11 protein-coding genes are annotated in these 18,402 nt (G+C 42.3%); 7 read left to right on the forward strand and 4 right to left on the reverse strand.

All coding sequences use genetic code 11. From position 1 onward, the window contains the following. Positions 1-160 precede the first annotated feature (160 nt). On the forward strand, positions 161-1,459 hold the full coding sequence (gene hemL / locus V7K60_RS14770) for a glutamate-1-semialdehyde 2,1-aminomutase (RefSeq protein ID WP_334926626.1): 1,299 nt from the start codon (positions 161-163) through the stop codon (positions 1,457-1,459). Between the two features lie 723 nt (positions 1,460-2,182). Next, positions 2,183-3,103, forward strand: coding sequence for a polysaccharide deacetylase family protein (locus V7K60_RS14775; RefSeq protein ID WP_334926627.1), 921 nt, complete (start codon positions 2,183-2,185; stop codon positions 3,101-3,103). Between the two features lie 76 nt (positions 3,104-3,179). On the opposite strand, the gene V7K60_RS14780 is transcribed toward V7K60_RS14775, so the two are convergent. Then, positions 3,180-4,046, reverse strand: a complete 867-nt coding sequence (locus V7K60_RS14780; RefSeq protein ID WP_334926628.1) for a fasciclin domain-containing protein — start codon at positions 4,044-4,046, stop codon at positions 3,180-3,182. Positions 4,047-4,794: 748 nt separating this feature from the next. On the opposite strand from V7K60_RS14780, the gene V7K60_RS14785 reads away from it, so the two are divergent. The 3 genes from V7K60_RS14785 to V7K60_RS14795 all read left to right on the forward strand — a co-directional run bounded on the left by V7K60_RS14785 (position 4,795) and on the right by V7K60_RS14795 (position 9,189). Then, positions 4,795-5,589, forward strand: coding sequence for a glutathione S-transferase (locus tag V7K60_RS14785; RefSeq protein ID WP_334926629.1), 795 nt, complete (start codon positions 4,795-4,797; stop codon positions 5,587-5,589). 244 nt (positions 5,590-5,833) lie between these two features. Then, positions 5,834-7,564: an ATP-binding protein gene (locus tag V7K60_RS14790; protein WP_334926630.1), complete on the forward strand. Its 1,731-nt coding sequence runs from the start codon at positions 5,834-5,836 to the stop codon at positions 7,562-7,564. A gap of 641 nt (positions 7,565-8,205) precedes the next feature. Continuing rightward, positions 8,206-9,189: an RNA polymerase sigma factor, RpoD/SigA family gene (locus tag V7K60_RS14795; protein WP_334926631.1), complete on the forward strand. Its 984-nt coding sequence runs from the start codon at positions 8,206-8,208 to the stop codon at positions 9,187-9,189. 444 nt (positions 9,190-9,633) lie between these two features. Here V7K60_RS14795 and V7K60_RS14800 read toward each other — a convergent pair whose 3' ends face one another. Then, positions 9,634-10,191: a calcium-binding protein gene (locus V7K60_RS14800; RefSeq protein ID WP_334926632.1), complete on the reverse strand. Its 558-nt coding sequence runs from the start codon at positions 10,189-10,191 to the stop codon at positions 9,634-9,636. A 200-nt stretch (positions 10,192-10,391) separates the two neighbouring features. Between V7K60_RS14800 and V7K60_RS14805 the strand changes: the two genes are divergently transcribed. Then, a complete protein-coding gene (locus V7K60_RS14805) occupies positions 10,392-12,131 on the forward strand; it encodes an NB-ARC domain-containing protein (RefSeq protein WP_334926633.1) in 1,740 nt (579 codons plus the stop codon). A gap of 36 nt (positions 12,132-12,167) precedes the next feature. On the opposite strand, the gene V7K60_RS14810 is transcribed toward V7K60_RS14805, so the two are convergent. Both V7K60_RS14810 and V7K60_RS14815 read right to left on the reverse strand, forming a co-directional pair. Then, a complete protein-coding gene (locus tag V7K60_RS14810) occupies positions 12,168-14,366 on the reverse strand; it encodes a CHASE2 domain-containing protein (protein ID WP_334926634.1) in 2,199 nt (732 codons plus the stop codon). A 190-nt stretch (positions 14,367-14,556) separates the two neighbouring features. Next, the gene (locus V7K60_RS14815) at positions 14,557-14,841 is read right to left on the reverse strand and encodes a hypothetical protein (protein WP_334926635.1); all 285 of its coding nucleotides are present in this window, start codon (positions 14,839-14,841) and stop codon (positions 14,557-14,559) included. A gap of 501 nt (positions 14,842-15,342) precedes the next feature. Here V7K60_RS14815 and V7K60_RS14820 point away from each other — a divergent pair. Further along, positions 15,343-18,381, forward strand: coding sequence for a hybrid sensor histidine kinase/response regulator (locus V7K60_RS14820; RefSeq protein WP_334926636.1), 3,039 nt, complete (start codon positions 15,343-15,345; stop codon positions 18,379-18,381). Positions 18,382-18,402 lie beyond the last annotated feature (21 nt).

The raw sequence follows: 18,402 nt of genomic DNA on the forward strand, positions 1-18,402 counted from the left end.
TATTTTTTGGAATTAAATATCTAAAGTCAAGTCTTCATTGGACTTGCATAACATAATGTTATTTTTTTGGTTCCGCTAATTTTATAGGATAGAAATTCTAAGCAGTGTTTGACCCTATCCTAAGATAGAGCTTTTTATTGCCCACTGTTAGGAGAGAACTTTGGTAAATACCACAATTAAAACAACAAAATCACAAGAAGTCTTCGCCGCTGCTCAAAATCTCATGCCCGGAGGAGTCAGTTCTCCAGTTCGTGCCTTTAAATCTGTAGGCGGACAACCCATCGTTTTTGATCGTGTTAAAGGCGCATATATTTGGGATGTAGATGGCAATAAATACATAGACTATGTAGGCACTTGGGGCCCAGCTATTTGCGGTCATGCTCATCCAGAAGTAATTGCAGCGTTGCATGAAGCTTTAGAAAAAGGCACCAGTTTCGGCGCTCCCTCAGTTCTAGAAAATGTTTTGGCAGAAATGGTCATCGATGCCGTTCCTAGCATCGAAATGGTCAGATTTGTTAACTCTGGAACTGAAGCCTGTATGGGAGTTTTGCGGCTGATGCGGGCTTTCACCAACCGAGACAAAATCATCAAATTTGAAGGCTGCTACCACGGACACGCCGATACGTTTCTAGTAAAAGCGGGTTCTGGTGTTGCCACACTTGGCTTGCCAGACTCACCGGGAGTACCTAAAGCAGCAACTAGCACCACTCTAACTGCACCTTTCAATGACCTAGAAGCAGTCAAAGCTTTATTTGAAGAAAACCGCGACGAGATTGCTGGTGTCATTCTTGAGCCAGTCGTTGGCAATGCTGGATTTATTGCACCTGACGCTGGCTTCCTAGAAGGGTTACGGGAACTGACTCACGAGTATGGAGCGTTATTAGTATTTGACGAAGTGATGACAGGCTTCCGCATTGCTTACGGTGGCGCTCAGGAAAAATTTGGCGTCACTCCCGATTTAACAACCTTGGGTAAGGTGATTGGTGGTGGTTTGCCAGTAGGGGCTTATGGTGGTCGTCGAGATATTATGTCAATGGTTGCGCCTGCCGGCCCCGTATATCAAGCTGGGACTCTTTCTGGTAATCCTTTGGCGATGACTGCTGGTATTAAGACTTTAGAATTGCTGCAAAAGCCAGGTACTTACGAGTCTCTTGAACGGATTACTAAAAAGCTAGCAGATGGTTTGCTGCAAATTGCCAAAGAAACTGGTCATGCAGCTTGCGGGGGTCAAATCAGCGCTATGTTCGGCTTATTCTTTACTGCTGGCCCAGTTCATAACTACGAAGATGCGAAAAAGTCTGATACAGCCAAATTCGGACGCTTCCATCGCGGGATGTTAGAGCGCGGTGTTTACTTAGCACCCTCTCAATTTGAAGCTGGGTTTACGTCTTTTGCTCATACAGAAGAAGACATTGAGCAGACTTTAGCAGTTGCACGGGATGTAATGTCTAACCTGTAACCTATTAAGGGTAAGGGATTTCCAAATAAAAAGTATCCTGTTAACTCTTGTGGGGTGGGCATCTTGCCCCACAAAATGGATGATTTATAGGAAGTCCCTTTTTTGAGACAGAAACAAGCGTGCGGAATTTTCGGACTCACTCTAAAGCATTATTTGCAAAATTTTCAGCAGTTAATGGTGTTCAATCGTCTTATGCGGTTGGGGATCAAAGAAATTTTTTAACAGGTTTGCTCTCTACCGTCATTACTCAAGGAAGGTCACATCTTCGTCATCATTTCGCAATGGCTTCGTCAATAGAATATGCAATATTTAGCCTAGATTAAGATTCATAGTTAATCAGGCAGGATTAATAAATTATAGGGGGTTAAGTCCCTCGCAACTAAGAAGTGGCAAGTTTTGTGGCTCTTGTCTCGATCTCCGTTGCAAAACTTAACTTAATTACAAATTATTTTACTTGCCTTTTACAGTTCTTGAAATTCCCCTCAAACCCCATAGGTTATAAAAATTAATGCATAAGAAGGTTCTCACCTTCATGCTGAGGGTTTTGCTTATAGATATTAGATTATCCATCGGGTAAAGTATTTTTTCAGAGTCAGGGTTGGAGCTAACTTTAAAAAATATACCAATCATAACTGTAGCTTGTATGGCAAGGCTTACCAGAGTATAAAAAGCTGCCATAAGTATTGTAAAAAAAAGATGGTTCGACCTTGAAGGAGCTATGAAGTGGACGACAATAAGTCATTTTTTGGTCTGCAAAAAATATTAGTTACGTTGCTTGTCTTGAGTGGCAGTGTTAGTTGTGGCATGATGATGCTTATTAAATCAAGCTCCTCCAATGCTCAAAGTACAGAGAATATAAATGTAAACAATCTACCAAGCAAAGTTGGAATTCAGCAGAAGATTGAAGAACTAAAAGCGATGATGCTTAGAAGTTGGCAGCAACAAGTACAAACAAAAGGTTTTTCATATACTGTGCCACAGCGTTTTCAAGGAGCAATAGTTAATGCGGCAAAACTTACTCCCGAACAGAAAGTAATTGCGCTCACCTTTGATGATGGGCCATGGCCTGAGAGTACCGGGCAAGTACTGGATATTCTCAAAAAAAATCAGATAAAAGGGACATTTTTTCTGATTGGGCAAAACGTGAAGAATTATCCAGGCTTAGTGAAGCGGGAAATTGCTGAGGGTCAAGTAATTGGTAATCACACTTGGCATCATTGGTATCAATTCTTGAATCCACAAGCAGCTGCCTATGAAATTGACCACACAGCAGACTTGATTTATCAAGTAGCAGGGATTAAAACAAATTTATTTCGACCACCAGGGGGAATTATGCACAATGGGGTAGCTAGTTACGCTAGAAATAGCAAATATGCCATCATTCTCTGGTCATCTGACTCTGTAGACTACTCACGTCCTGCTGTACCAAAATTAATTAATAATGTGTTTAGGAGGGCCAAGCCAGGTGGAATTGTGCTAATGCATGATGGTGGTGGTAATCGCTCTAAAACTGTGCAAGCTTTACCAGAAATTATTGCCAACTTTCGGAAACAGGGTTATAAGTTTGTTACTATTCCTGAACTTTTAGAAATGCAAGATAAAGATCAAAAACTGATTGCAAACAAAAAAACCGTCCAAAATTAACATCTGAACGGAATTTTCACGTATTAATACTTTATGCCAATCTAGTTATGTTGCCAGTTGTGCTGATACCTTACAACTATATGTCAGGAGGTAAAATCACCTGATCGATTGCGTGGATTACGCCGTTACTACCTGTGATATCTGCCTGTGTGACTTTAGCATCATTGACGGTAACACCAGTAGCAGGATCAACTTTTACATTGATTGTGCCGCCTTCAAGGCTTTTAACTTCGCCAGACTTCAAATCAGCGGACAATACCTTACCAGCCACCACATGGTAAGTTAAAATCTTCAGCAATATTTCTTTGTTGTCTGGTTTTAACAATTCTTGCAAAGCATCTGGTGGCAACTTGGCAAAAGCTGCATCTGTGGGTGCAAAAATAGTTAAGTTATCTTTGCCTTGCAAAGCTCCAGCCAATCCTGCTGCTTTCAAAGCCTTAGTTAAGGTGGTAAAGGAAGCGTTTGATTCTGCCAACGCTAACAAGTTTTTGCCTTGATTGTCGCTTGCCCCTGGCCCTGGTGGAGTTGTAGTCGGTGTCTGAGTTGGTGGTGTGGTAGGTTGAGTTTGTGGGATAGTACGTGGGATGCGGGGTGTAGGTTCATTAGGGGGTGTGGGTTCACTAGGTGTCACACTACCACCACCACGGTTATAGGGAGGCTCGTTGAAAATACTTGGTTTGGGATTTAGCGTTCCACCACTATTCTGTGCTACCGATTTGCGTTTGGTATTGCCCTTTTCTATTTGGGAAACAGCCTCAGCAGTTGTGTATTGAGTCTTTGCTTGAAGGCGTTGACCCTGGTTATAGGAGGCTTCGTTGAAAATACTGGGGTTATGATTTAGTGGCTCTTTGGCATCAGATGGTAAAGTAATGAGGACGCTGAAACTAGTAAATCCCGCTATGCCTACCAACGTGGTCAGGAATTTGCTGTAATTTGTCTTCATAAATTTTGTTTTTCTTTTTGTCCACAGATTACATAAAGATTTATAACATTTTGCTATGCACAAAATCTAACTCAAGAGGGAAGTAAGATTTTTCTCTAGAAGAGTTTGTGCTAATGAGGTAAAATGTTTAACCTCCACCCAAACTGATAAGTATGAAATATATCTACCATATATTTCATGTAAATTGAGTAAATTTTCTCTATCACACGAAAATGAGTTAAAAAGCCCCACTTGGTGTCACGTAAATTCTAAGGAAGTGTGAAAATCTCATATCTACAAGTTATGAGTTAGAATGAGCTTCGGAAAAAGATTATATTTAAATAGACAATTTATATACAAACTTGTACGTAAATTAATAGTTGATTCATAAATCATAAATTACATAGGAAAGAAGGCTATATCTCAGAATTGACCATTGATTATTTAGCAAAAGCATAGAAATTAATTACCGAAATATTTTAACGTAGGCTAACGGTGACAAAAATTGAAGTAACTGTTGAAGACGCACGAATAAGGAGTTAGGTTTATATTTATATATATGCTGAATTAAATTACTTAGTTATTCAATATTTTAATCAATCAGAAAGCAATATTTTTTAAAATCGATAATTTTGCCAAAAATCAGAGATTAGTTAAACTCTAATGTCAATAAGATAAACAATTAACTAACTAATACCAATAAAATTTACTTAAACTAAAGATACAATTGTAAAGTTAATAAGTTGACCAGTTACAAGAGATAGAACACATGCTGGAATTATACCAATGGGAACTCTCTCAATACTCAGAGAAAGTGCGCCTAATTCTAGATTTTAAAGGACTAGATTACCGCAAAATAGAGGTAACACCTGGGATTGGACAGGTAGAACTGTTCCGGCTGACTGGTCAAAAACAAGTGCCAGTATTAAAGGATCGTAATAAATATATTGCAGATTCTACGGAAATAGCTAAGTATTTAGACTTAGAGTATCCCGATCGCCCCATAATACCGCAAGATCCTAAACAACGAGGTTTAACTTTATTAATAGAAGAATGGGCGGATGAGTCCATAGGCATTAAAGGTCGCAAAGCACTATTTGCTGCCATAAGTCAAGATCAAAATTTCCGCAAGTCTTTATTACCCACTTCAACACCAGATATATTTAAAAGTCTGGTTCAAGGAGTACCTAGTGACTTACTGACAGTGTTGGGTTTTGGCGTCGGTTACAGCCCAGATGTGATCAAGTCAGCGATCGCATCTTTAAAACAAGACTTGGAAGCCTTGACGTTATTATTGGCAGATAGTCCTTATTTAACAGGAGATGAGCCGACTTTAGCTGACTTAGCGGTGGCTGGCTTATCGATATTGCTCAAGTTTCCTCCTAGCCCCTATCTGGATTTACCAGCTTCTATCAGAGGTAAAGGATTGCCAATCTTTGCCGAGAATATAGATTATGAACCATTCTTTAGCTGGCGCGATCGCCTTTACACCCAATTCCGCAAACCTTTAATTAGTACCACTCCATCAACGGGAAGTGCGCCAACTTCGATTCAGATTGATTAGATAATGGGGAATTGGGCATGGGGGAGGCAGTGCGGTCTTCTCCCAAAGGGAGACGCTAAAAGCGATAGCGCAGCGTTAGCGAGTCTGCGAGCGTCTGGGGTTTCCCCAAGTGGAGCAACTGCCATCATGGGGCATTGGGCATTGAGAGAGAATAACTCAATACAAATGACAAATTCGCAACTTTTGCCTTATGCAATTAAGATTCAACATAAGACCTCGCACCAACAATTGTGTAATTAATTAGATGAATTCGGCACAGCCATTAGGTTCGGTCATTCAAGGTTCTCTAACTGAAGGTTTAGAAGTACGATTGCATCCTGATATTTCTGTAGAAGATATGCGGGTGGGTAAGTTTCTTGTTGTGCAAGGGATGCGATCGCGTTTTTTTTGTATGCTGACAGATGTAGCATTGGGAGCTGCTAATGCCCGAATTATTGCTAATCCCCCCAGTTGGGAAGACACTTTTTTACGAGATGTTTTAGCCGGAAGTGGTACTTATGGTACTATCAACCTCGCGCCGATGTTGATGTTCACTCCCGAAACTGAAGAATCTTTCTCCCCAACAAATGGCAAATCAGCAAATCCTTTCCTCCCATCGGTGACGGGTTTAGCTTCATTTGTGCCACAAACCAGCACGACAATGGAATTGTTGCCTGTTAAAACTATTCCTAGTCACTTTAGTCAAGTTTACGAAGCAAGTGTTGACGATTTTCGCCGGGTATTTGGTTGGGAAGATGACCCCCAAAGACGCAACTTTTCCATCGGTAAACCTTTGGATATGGATGTGCCAGTTTGTATCGATTTAAATCGCTTCGTGGAACGGAGTAATGGGGTTTTTGGGAAATCTGGTACTGGTAAATCTTTTTTAACACGGCTACTTTTAGCTGGCGTTATCCGTAAAAATGCGGCAGTAAACTTGATTTTTGATATGCACTCTGAATATGGCTGGGAAGCCGTTGCAGAAGGTAAGAATGTCAATACAGTTAAAGGCTTAAAGCAACTTTTTCCTAGTAAAGTGGAAGTTTATACCCTCGACCCAGAATCAACAAAGCGTCGGGGTGTGCGTGATGCTCAAGAACTTTATTTGAGCTATGAGCAAATAGAAGTTGAAGATATTAAGTTATGTAGCCGAGATTTAGGACTCTCTGATGCAGCCTTAGATAACGCCAATATTTTGTATAGCGAGTTTGGCAAGTCTTGGATTGTCCAGTTGCTGAATATGACTAACGAAGAAATCGAGATGTTCTGCGACGAGAAACGCGGACACAAAGGCTCGATTATGGCATTGCAGCGCAAACTCTTGCGGATGGATAGCTTGAAGTATATGCGAGCAGTTTGCCCCCAGAATTATATTAGTAAAATTGTGCAATGCCTGGAATCTGGGAAGAATGTTGTGATAGAATTTGGTTCCCAGTCTAATATGCTCTCTTATATGTTGGTGACGAATATGATCACCCGGCGTATTCATGAGCATTATGTCAAGAAAGCAGACAAATTCCTGCAAAGCAAAAATCCTAGCGATCGCCCAACGCCATTGATGATTACCATTGAAGAGGCGCACCGTTTCCTTGACCCGGCTATTGTACAAAGTACTATCTTTGGAACTATAGCCCGCGAACTGCGAAAATATTTTGTCACACTTTTGGTAGTTGATCAACGTCCATCAGGTATAGATAATGAAGTTATGTCGCAAATTGGGACTCGCATTACCGCCTTGCTGAATGATGAAAAAGACATTGACGCAATTTTTACAGGTGTATCTGGTGGTAGCGGACTGCGATCGGTGTTAGCAAAGCTAGACTCGAAGCAACAAGCCTTAATTTTGGGTCACGCCGTTCCTATGCCCGTAGTAGTGCGTACCCGTCCTTACGACGCAACTTTTTACGCAGAAATTGGTGAGCCAGCCTGGGAAGAAAAACCTGACGCAGAAGTATTCGCTGCTGCTGAACTAGCCAAAGCTGACCTTGGATTTTAGATTGTCATTTGTCAGTTGTCCTACCCTGTGGGTATTCTGTTGGAGAACTCGGAGAGTAGCCGCTGGTGCCTCAATGTCCTTTGCAAATGACCAATACAACTCTTGGAGAGGCTGTGCCAATGACTACGCTCAGTACAAGTGACTAATGACTAATTCGTGACATCCCTCCATTGTCACAGCAAATTAAGTTCGGTTATCCGGCTAGTTTTCGGCAACAGAAGAGGGGTTTTTGGCGTCACTATAGATGTAGTGAGTAATTTTAAGGAAATTTAAAAAATCTTTCTATAACGACTGCTTTTGAATTATAATCATAGGTTTTATCTTAAGATAGTTTACTATTTGCCTGATTTATCGTATCATAAGTTAAGTAGAACTCATACCGACTTCGGTTTTGCCGATCGGTGTTAGTAACTGTCCAAGAGAAGAATTCTCCAAAATAACCAGCGTGCTTATAAAAGATTGAAAATTTAGGGAAGGTAGGGGAACCTATCATTGGGGGCTTACCGTCTTAACAACGGCTGTATCAATTAATTAATTGATTTTGGTAGCTCCCGATATTTCGTGATAGATGTACTACTTTTTTCCATCCATTTTAGTAATAAAACATACATTATCTTTACGAAGTAGAGGACATCGCACCAATGCCTACTGTCAATACCCAAACGGAAAACCTCAACACCAAATTCACGGCTGATATGGTGCGAACCTATCTGCGAGAAATTGGTCGCGTACCACTGCTAACCCGCGAACAAGAAATTGTCTTTGGGAAGCAAGTGCAACAAATGATGAAGCTGATTGACGCCAAGGAAGCTTTGGCGAAGAAGTTGCAACGCGAACCGGAGATGTCAGAGTGGGCCGATCACGTTCAACAATCGGAAACCGATGTGCAACAAACGGTGGCACAAGGTAAGCGGGCAAAGCAAAAAATGATCGAAGCGAATTTGCGCTTGGTCGTCGCTATTGCCAAAAAATACCAAAAGCGGAATATGGAGTTTCTGGATTTAATCCAGGAAGGAACACTAGGATTAGAGCGGGGTGTAGAGAAATTTGACCCAATGAGGGGTTATAAGTTTTCGACTTACGCTTACTGGTGGATTCGCCAAGCAATTACTCGTGCGATCGCTCAACAAGGTCGTACCATCCGCTTACCGATCCACATTACCGAGAAACTGAACAAAATCAAAAAAGTGCAGCGCGAGTTGGCTCAAACCTTGGGGCGATCGCCGACTCCGGCTGAAATTGCCAAAGAACTGGAACTAGAACCGACTCAGATTCGTGAGTATCTGAATATGGCTCGTCAACCTGTGTCTTTGGATGTGCGAGTTGGTGAAAACCAGGATACTGAGTTGCAAGAAATGCTCGAAGATGATGGCCCATCACCAGAGTATTATACCAACCAGGAATTCTTACGCCAAGACTTGAACAACTTGCTAGCAGAACTAACGCCGCAACAGCGAGAAGTTGTAGCCCTGCGCTTTGGTTTAGAAGATGGTAATGAAATGTCATTGGCAAAAGTCGGAGAGAGATTAAATCTCAGCCGCGAACGTGTCCGTCAGTTAGAGCATCAAGCTTTGGCTCATCTGCGTCGCCGTCGTGCCAATGTCAAAGAATACGTTGCTAGCTAAAACTAGAGACGCGGAATTTCGCGTCTCTACACCACCTTGGTGATGCGCCTCCTGAATTCAGGGGGCGATTTTTTTGCTGAAAACCAGAAAAATGTCTGCTTGCTTCCCCTTAGGCAAATTTTTTATTGCTCATTTTTTATCAGTTTAAAGGTCAAAACGCTTTGAATTTGAAACCCCCATTCACTAGTAGGGAATGAGGGTTAGGTTTTTGAGGCTCAGATGTTAGCAATAATACTTTACAAAGAACCTCTTAGGAGAATTAGAGTGATCAAACTTTTTTCTACAATTGGAATGCTCCACTCGCAAGTGGATTTTTAACCTCCTTGGTTGTAGATACAAAAGTGTAAATTCAGATAAATAAAGCTGAGGAGCGAGCTAAAATTGCGTTGCTCTAAAGTCATCAAAGATTTGTAACTGTAGAGTTATTTCCCAACTGTAGTAGGACTAGACAAAGGTAAAATAATAGCTGGTTAACTGTACATTAGTCTGATCTTGAACTACTGCCAACAAGTCACCATCATTCTGATATATGAGTGTATCAAGGTCACTAGTTCCCTCATAATTTGCAGTACCAAGATAAAAAGAACTTGCACTTCCTTTCAGTTGGATATAGTCATTCGCAGGATTGTAGTCTTGTATCGTAGCGTAGCCAACTCCCTGATAATAGTTTCCGTCATAGGATGTACCTAAAACAAACCTATCGAAGCCATCGCCACCATTTAAGACATCATATTCATAACTGTTGTAGGCAGTTGAGCTAGAACCGTATAAAGTATCGCTACCAGCTCCGCCATATAAGTTGTCACTACCAGAGCCTCCGTATAAGACGTCGTTACCTGTGTAACCATATAGGTAGTCATTGCCACCATCTCCATAGAGGTAATCGTCGTTAGTATTGCCATAGATGGTATCATTTCCCTCATAACCATAAGCAAAATAACTTTCTGAACCAGTGTAGTTTTGATAATCATTTCCACTTGTGCCGAAGTAGTAATCAGCCATGTCTTTGCCCTCAATAATTTGGTTACATTCTTGATTCGCTCTGAATCTTACATAGATACTAAAGGGCTAGTATCAAGTTTGTCGGTCGGAAAAGGTCGGGAAAAGGTCGGGTTCTTTTTCGTAGATTTACGTAAACTTTTGACAAAAAATCAAGCTTATAGTGTGAATATTGTAGTGAGACTGTATTACTACCGAAAGAAATGACGGTTGAAGAAGCGATCGCAATAGTCGAGCAATTATTGGAACGAGGACGCTTAACGAGAACGCAAGAGATTGTATTTCGCTACGCTTGGGAAGGGAAAACTTATCTAGAAATGGCGCGAGCAGTCACTTATGACCCAGGTCACATCAAAGACGTTGGCTCAGAATTATGGCGATCGCTCTCTCAAGCTTTGGGCGAAAAAGTTACCAAAAATAACTTGCAAGGAGTGCTGAAGCGAACTGCACAGCGACAACAGGACATAAACACCTTCTCAACCTTAAACTTTCAACCCTTTACGAACTATACAAATTGGGGGGAAGCAATCGACGTTTCCCAGTTCTATGGACGTACTACAGAATTAGAAACCCTCAGCCAATGGATTGTGAGAGATCGCGCTCGTGTAGTCACACTATTAGGTATGGGTGGTATGGGCAAAACCGCGCTCTCGGTGAAGTTAGCAAAACAATTGCAGGGAGAATTTGAATATGTGATTTGGCGATCGCTCCGACACGCACCTTTTTTTCACGACAAGGTGACAGAGTGCATCAAAATCCTTTCTCATCAACAAGTTACCACATTGTCTGCTTCCCCCTATGAGCAAATTACTTGTTTAATCGATTACCTCCGCAAATATCGATGCTTGTTGATTCTGGATAATTTCGACACATTATTGGAGCAGGGTAAAGGGACAGGCTGTTACCGTGAGGGCTACGAACCCTACGGCGAACTTCTATGGCGATTAGGAGAAACTGGGCATCAAAGCTCTGTCCTGCTTACCAGCCGGGAAAAACCTACTGAAGTCGCTGCCTTGGAAGGTGATGGTTTGCCAGTCCGTACCCTTGCTTTATCAGGATTAGAAGTCGTAGCCGGGCAAACAATTCTGAAACTCAAAGGGCTATCAGGCTCCGAGGACGAAACCCGCCAACTGGTCGAGTGTTACGCTGGTAATCCCCTAGCTTTGAAAATTGCCGCCACTTCCATTCGGGACTTACATGAAGGTAACATCGCCTGCTTCTTTGCCGAAGGCACAACTGTATTTCAGGGCATTGGCAATCTTCTAGAACAACAGTTCAAAAGACTCTCCACGTCTGAGCAGCAAGTGATGTACTGGCTGGCAATTAATCGGGGCAAGCTTTCCTCGACAGAATTGCAAACAGCTTTCACACCAATATTGCCTAAGCCTAAGTTAATGTCAGTCCTCGAATCTTTACGCTGGCGTAGCTTGATAGAAAGCAATACTGGAGGATTCACACAGCAACCTGTGGTGATGGAATATGTGACAAAGTGCTTGATTGAGCAAGTCTGCAAGGAAATCGTAACAGAATCACCGCAATATCTGCTGACTTATGCTTCGATGCAAGCCCAAGCAAAAGACTACATCCACGATAGTCAAATTCATCTGATTGTAAGACCTATCCTAAATCAACTACGAATAACCCTTGGCTCTGCTGATCAGCTTGAGGATAAACTTGACAGACTAGTTAGAAAGCTCCAAAATGAAAAACTCCATCCACAAGGGGATGAAGTTTTTAGGCATGGAGAATGGGATAAGGATATAAGAGGGCGCAGGAACAAGGCAGACTCAAACCGTGTTTGGGCAGTTGCGGTGAGTCCAGATCGTCAACAAACTTTAAGACCAGCCCGCACTTATGAAAACATGATTATTACTAAAGTGACAGGGTTGACTGAAGCAGAGGTAGTAACTTTAAAAACTTTAGAAGCGCTAGAAGTGGATTGATGCATGTCCCTGTCTCCAATTCCTAGTTCAATTAGTTTAAAAACGTTTTAAATCTTGTAAAACTGCGGTGGCTGATTGATAGCGATCGCTAAAATGATAGCAAACCATTTTATCTAAAATTATCGCTAATTCTTCGCTGACTGGCGCTGTTTGTCGCCACATCACATTCCCCGTTTCTGGATCTGGGTGGAGTTCTTGCGGTGGTATCCCAGTTATGGCTTGAATAGCAATCATTCCTAAAGCATAAATGTCACTGCATAAGCGGGGATGACCAGCAAATTGTTCTGGAGGTGCATAACCCCGCGTCCCGATGGCTACTGTCGCTAATTCTGTTTGCTCACTACTCGGCGGTTGCATCAATTTGACAGCACCAAAGTCAATCAATACCAGCCGATTATTTTGAACGCATCTAATAATATTAGTCGGTTTGAGATCGCGATGAATCACTCGATGTTGATGAACAAATTCTAGAACTTCTAAAACTTGCTTGAGCATTTCCATCACAAATGATTCATTTTGTATATTTTGTACAGGTGGTAATTCTTCGCTTAGGGTATGTCCCTCAATATATTGTTGAATTAAATAAAATTCGTGGTCATCTTCAAAATAAGCAAGTAGTTCAGGAATCTGATCATGTTTACCCAAAGTTTCTAAAATTTCAGCTTCACTATGAAACAACCTGCGAGCGACTTGCAAAAATCGTGTATCTTGACGGGCTGGCATTAACTTTTTAACTACACAAGTAGGATTACCCGGTCGTTGAGTATCCTGTGCTAAATAAGTCCGACCAAATCCACCTGCACCAAGAGTTTTAGAAATTTTGTAGCGTCCACTCAAAAGCAAATCACCTGATTTTGTTTCTAGTGAATCAATTGGGGCAACAAAGTCAACAGACGAGTCGGGAATTGCTGTTTTATCTTCTAAGAGTACATTTAATTGGGCGATCGCTTCTTGTTGTTTTTCAACTTGCAGAACAATCACCTGAGTTTGCCGCTGATTTTGGTAGCTAGTATAAGCAATCACACAGATACTACTAATCACCAAAGCAAGAGTAGGAGGGATTAACGGCACCCATCCAGCTTGCAAAAACAAAGCAACGCAGATTACTACTAAGCCAAGTAAAGTCATCCCTACTACCACTAACAAAAGTAGTGGATTTTGCCACCGCAATGCTAAAACACCACCTAATAGCGACCAGCCCCATACCCAAATAAGTTCCGCCCAGTCGGGCCAATACCAAATCAAAGGTCGCCCATCCAACACTGTGCTGATCAGTTGACTTGCTATCTGTGCATGAATAAACAGAGCAGGCATTCTGGCTGGTTGATCTGGTAAAGCGCTGTAAGGCGTATAAAAGCCACCTGGGGGGAGATTAGCTGCCGTAGTGCCAATAATTACTAGACGGTCTTTGAATAAACTGGGGTTGACTCGACCGCTAAGAACATCTGTGAGGGTTACTTGGTCGGCGAGGCTGTTGGGGTAACGGTAATTTAATAATATTTGATAGCCATCTGCCTCCAGATGTTGGTAGCCACCGGAATTAGGTTGTAAACGCAAAAATAGGGTTTTGCCTAACAGAAAATCTCCTTTTTTAGTGAAATCATATTTAATACCTTGTTTTTCCAGATAATCAATTGCAATTAATGCACCAAATGCAAATGATGTTGTACATTTATTGTCTGTAGAGTTAGCAAATAATAAAGTACGGCGGAGAATTTGGTCGTTTTCATTGTCAGCAACCACATCGCTAAACCCAACATTATCTATAGGGACATTTGGCGGTGGGGGAATTTCATCTCTACCCAAGCTGCTGAACAAACAGGTAGTGACAATATTATCTTGATTTTGGAGATTAGCCGCCAAATTATTGTCTTCTGGTCGGAAAAGATATAAACCAACAATTCGCGGTTGATAAGACTCTATTTTCTTTAATAGCTGATTGATTGTCCGATCTGATATGGGCCATTTCTCTCGTTTGAGATCCTTATCAGTAATTTTTACTAGCAAAATCCGCCGATCGGGTGCTTCTGCTTTCCGCGATCGCAACATTTGGTCATAAACTCTTAACTCCCAAGGCTGTAACCATTTGAGTTCCCGAACTCCCCAGATAAAGGCGGTAACTCCTAAACTGGTAACAAAAGTAATTTGCAGCCAGCTTTTGCTTTTAGAAGTTTCACGGGAATCCTGAACTTTGACAAAAGGTACACGGAGTTTTTCTAATAGTCCACTAATCACGGCGTTGAGGCGGTAGCCTGAATTGGGTAGATGTTGTAGGCGCAGAAGTCAATTTTCGGAATATAGGTTAAAAGCTAGTTAACCTAAGCTCCTATTAATGTAGCAATTTACTTGCTAGTTAGAGACTTTGACGTATTCCTACTTTTAAAGCAAGCTTACGCCCAGTTTCAACTATAGAATCAGACAAGCGCTAATCATCTGTTTGAGATTTTTGAACATCTTCAACAGGACTGGTAATTGGGAAAGAAATCGGATTAGTAGATGGAGTTAGTGAATCTAACTGAGGTTGTTCAAGTGATGCTTCCATGCTTGAATCAGCAAAATAGGAGCCAACGATTTTATCATAGTTAGAAGCAACAGCTAAAAAAGCGCCACCCAAAATATAGATAGGTAATGGCAGATTTAATTCTTGCAACCAGTCAAACAGTTCCGCTAAGGCAAACAGCACCAAAAAGCAGGCAAGCCAAACCTTCATATTCTTATCCCCTGAATTGAAACAATTCTATTACTAGCTTAAATAGCTTGCATGATAGTTGATGTAATACATAATCACCAACTTACAAGAAAGCAGAGAGGCAGAGGAGAAAAATGATTTTCGGTACAAGCCCCGCCCCTTGTAGGCGATCTTCTTCCCCACTGCTCCCCTGCTCCTCTGCCTCTTCTTGACAACCTCTATAACCTTAGATGGGTGCAGTTAGAGCTATAGCATCTGCTATATTGCATTAGAAAAATCAAAATATATTTAGCTTATGCCAGCAATCGAACAGCTAAGGATTGCACAGTTGGTTCGTGAGACTCGGCAGTGCCTGAAATTTACACAGGTAAAACTGGCAACGATGTTAGGGGTTTCATTCCACACTATAAACCGATGGTAAAACGGACGGATACAACCTTCACCACTGGCGATGAAACAAATTGAAGAAATACTACAAGATGGGAGAACCCGGCGAGTCGCTTTTAGCCAAATACTTTTAAAATGAGTGAGAACCTGAAAGCTCAAGAGGTTACTGATTTGCAGCAATATTTGAGCGAACAGCAAGCTGCGTTGCGCGATAGTGAAGCACGCTACCGTTCACTAGCAGAGGCCAGCGCATCCATTGTCTGGAGGGCAGCACCTTGGGGCAACGTTGTTGATGATATTCCAACTTGGCAGGCGTTCACAGGGCAAAGTCCCGAACAATATAAAGGATGGGGTTGGGTTGAGGCACTGCACCCAGAAGATCGTTCCTCGATGGTGGAAATTTGGAAACAGGCATTTCCGACACGCAGCGTTGCAGTTGCCGAGTATCGTGTTCTGCGCCATGACGGCGAATACCGTTATATGAATATACGCGGTGTGCCCATACTTGACGAAATAGGCGAAATCCGCGAATGGGTGGGAATGTGCGTCGATATTACCGAACGCAAACAGGCTGAGGCCAAATTGCGCAACAGTGAGGCGTGTTTTCGGCTGCTGGCTGAGAATTCAACTGATATTATTTCCCGCCATACAGTCGATGGAATTCTTCTCTACGTTTCACCAGCTTGCTACACAGTGCTGGGATATCAACCAGAAGAATTAGTCGGTCATCCTAGCCATGAGTTAGTTCACCCTGACGATTTGGTAGAAATTGCGAGAAATTACTCAGTCAAAGGCGATTTACCAGATATTTATACTATTACTCACCGTGCGCGTCACCATGAGGGACATTATATCTGGTTAGAAACAACTGTTCGAGCGATTCGCGATCGCCAAACTCCAGAAATTTTAGAGATGCAAGCGTCTTCACGAGATATTACTAAGCGCAAACAGGTGGAACAGGAGCAGCGTTTTCTCGCTGAAGCTAGTGGGATTTTGGCTGCATCATTGGATTATGAGACAACCTTAGCAGGTTTGGCGCATTTGGCAGTGCCGGAAATCGCTGATTGGTGCTTAGTTGATATTATTTGTGACAATCAATTAGTCCGTCGGGTTGCAGCAGCCCATGCCAATCCACAAAAACAAGAATTGCTAGAACAGTTACAAAATTATCCGCCTGATTTGGCACAAACAGAAGGTGTTGCGAAGGTAATACGGACAGGCAAATCACAAATTACTGATTTTATTTCTGATCAACAGATCCAAGGGTTAACCCACAACGCCAGTCACTTGAAAATATTGCAAGAACTAAATCCGACATCTGGTATGAGTGTACCGCTGATCCTTCGGGGACGGGTGTTGGGAGTTATGACTTTGGTATCTTCTTCAGGTCGTCGCTACGACATCAAAAGCCTGATGTTAGCTGAAGAGTTGGCTGGGCGGGCAGCGATCGCTGTTGATAATGCCCGACTCTACAGAGAAGCACAGCAATCTCAACAGGCGGCTTTACACGCAGCATCTCGCACTACCCGCCTGCAAACCATTACCGCTGCCCTTTCTGAATCTTTAACTCCGACACAAGTCGCTGAAGTAATTGTAGAGCAAGGTATAGCAGCTTTGGGAGCTAGCTTTGTTTTTGTCGCACTACTGACTAAAAACGGCACTGAATTAGAAATTGTCCGAACTGTTGGCGATCAACAAGAAATAGTCGATTCATCGCGTCTATTCTCGATTAATGCACCCGCGCCACTGGCAGAAGCAGTAAGAACTAAGCAACCTATTTGGCAAAAGCCAACTGAAACAAGGGTGGCTCGTTACTCAAATCTGCCTCAGGAATACGCCCAGTACAACTACGGTGCTTGGATTTCAATTCCATTGATCATCGAGGGACGAGCTATCGGGGGAATGTCTCTAGCTTTTACCGAGATTCAGAAGTTTAATCAAGACGATCGAGCCTTTATGCTGGCACTAGCACAGCAATGCGCTCAAGCGATGGAACGTGCCCGCCTATACGAGGCAGAGCAAACCGCACGGAAAGCAGCAGAAAACGCCAACCGGATTAAAGACGAGTTTCTGGCAGTACTTTCTCATGAATTGCGATCGCCACTCAACCCAATTTTAGGTTGGTCAAAGCTACTCCAAACCAAAAAGCTTGATGAAAAGACAATTCCTCAAGCGCTGAAGACTATTGAGCGAAATGCGAAGTTACAGGCTCAACTGATTGAAGATTTACTGGATATCTCCCGGATTTTACAAGGTAAAATCAGCTTGAATATCTACCCAGTCGATCTGACATCTGTGATTTCAGCAGCAATGGAAACAGTGCAGCTATCGGCAGAAGCTAAATCAATTGAGATGCACATCAACTTAGAACCAAATTTGGGGCAAGTTTTGGGAGACTCCAGCCGATTGCAGCAAATTGTTTGGAACCTGCTCTCAAATGCGGTTAAATTTACACCAGAAGGCGGACGAGTTGATATTCGACTATCATCATGTCCTAAGTCAAATTCCAACTCAGCAATCATTCAAGTCAGCGACACAGGTAAAGGCATCGACCCGAATTTTTTGCCTTACGTGTTTGAATATTTTCGCCAAGAAAATAGCAGCACCACCAGAAAATTTGGTGGATTGGGATTAGGATTAGCGATCGTCCATCACTTAGTCGAACTGCATGGCGGCACAGTTCAGGTAGAAAGCGAGGGCGAAGATCGGGGGGCAACTTTTACTGTAAAACTACCGTTAATCCAAAATCAATCAGAGATTAAACAAGACAATAGCAATTCTGAGCCATCCTCAAATTTGAATGGTGTCAAAATTTTAGTAGTGGATGATGATACAGATACGCGAGAATTTATTGTCTTCTTACTAGAGCAATATGGGGCAAATGTGACAGCAGTAACATCAGCAAATGAAGCTCTAGCTACTTTAGCCCAATCCTTGCCCGATATACTTTTAAGTGATATTGGAATGCCAGAAGTGGATGGATGTATGTTCATGCGACAGTTGAGAACACTGCCAGCAGAGCAGGGAGGTCAAATTCGAGCGATCGCACTTACCGCCTATGCTGGAGAAATGAACGTTCGACAGGTGGTAAAAGCCGGATTTAACAAGCATATTGCCAAACCAGTAGAGCCAAGCGAGTTAGTAGATGCGATCGCTAACTTAATCGCTGAATAAACCTGCCTCTATCTGTTCACC

Origin of the sequence: Nostoc sp., from assembly GCF_036917555.1 — a bacterium.
Taxonomy (GTDB): Bacteria; Cyanobacteriota; Cyanobacteriia; order Cyanobacteriales; family Nostocaceae; genus Nostoc.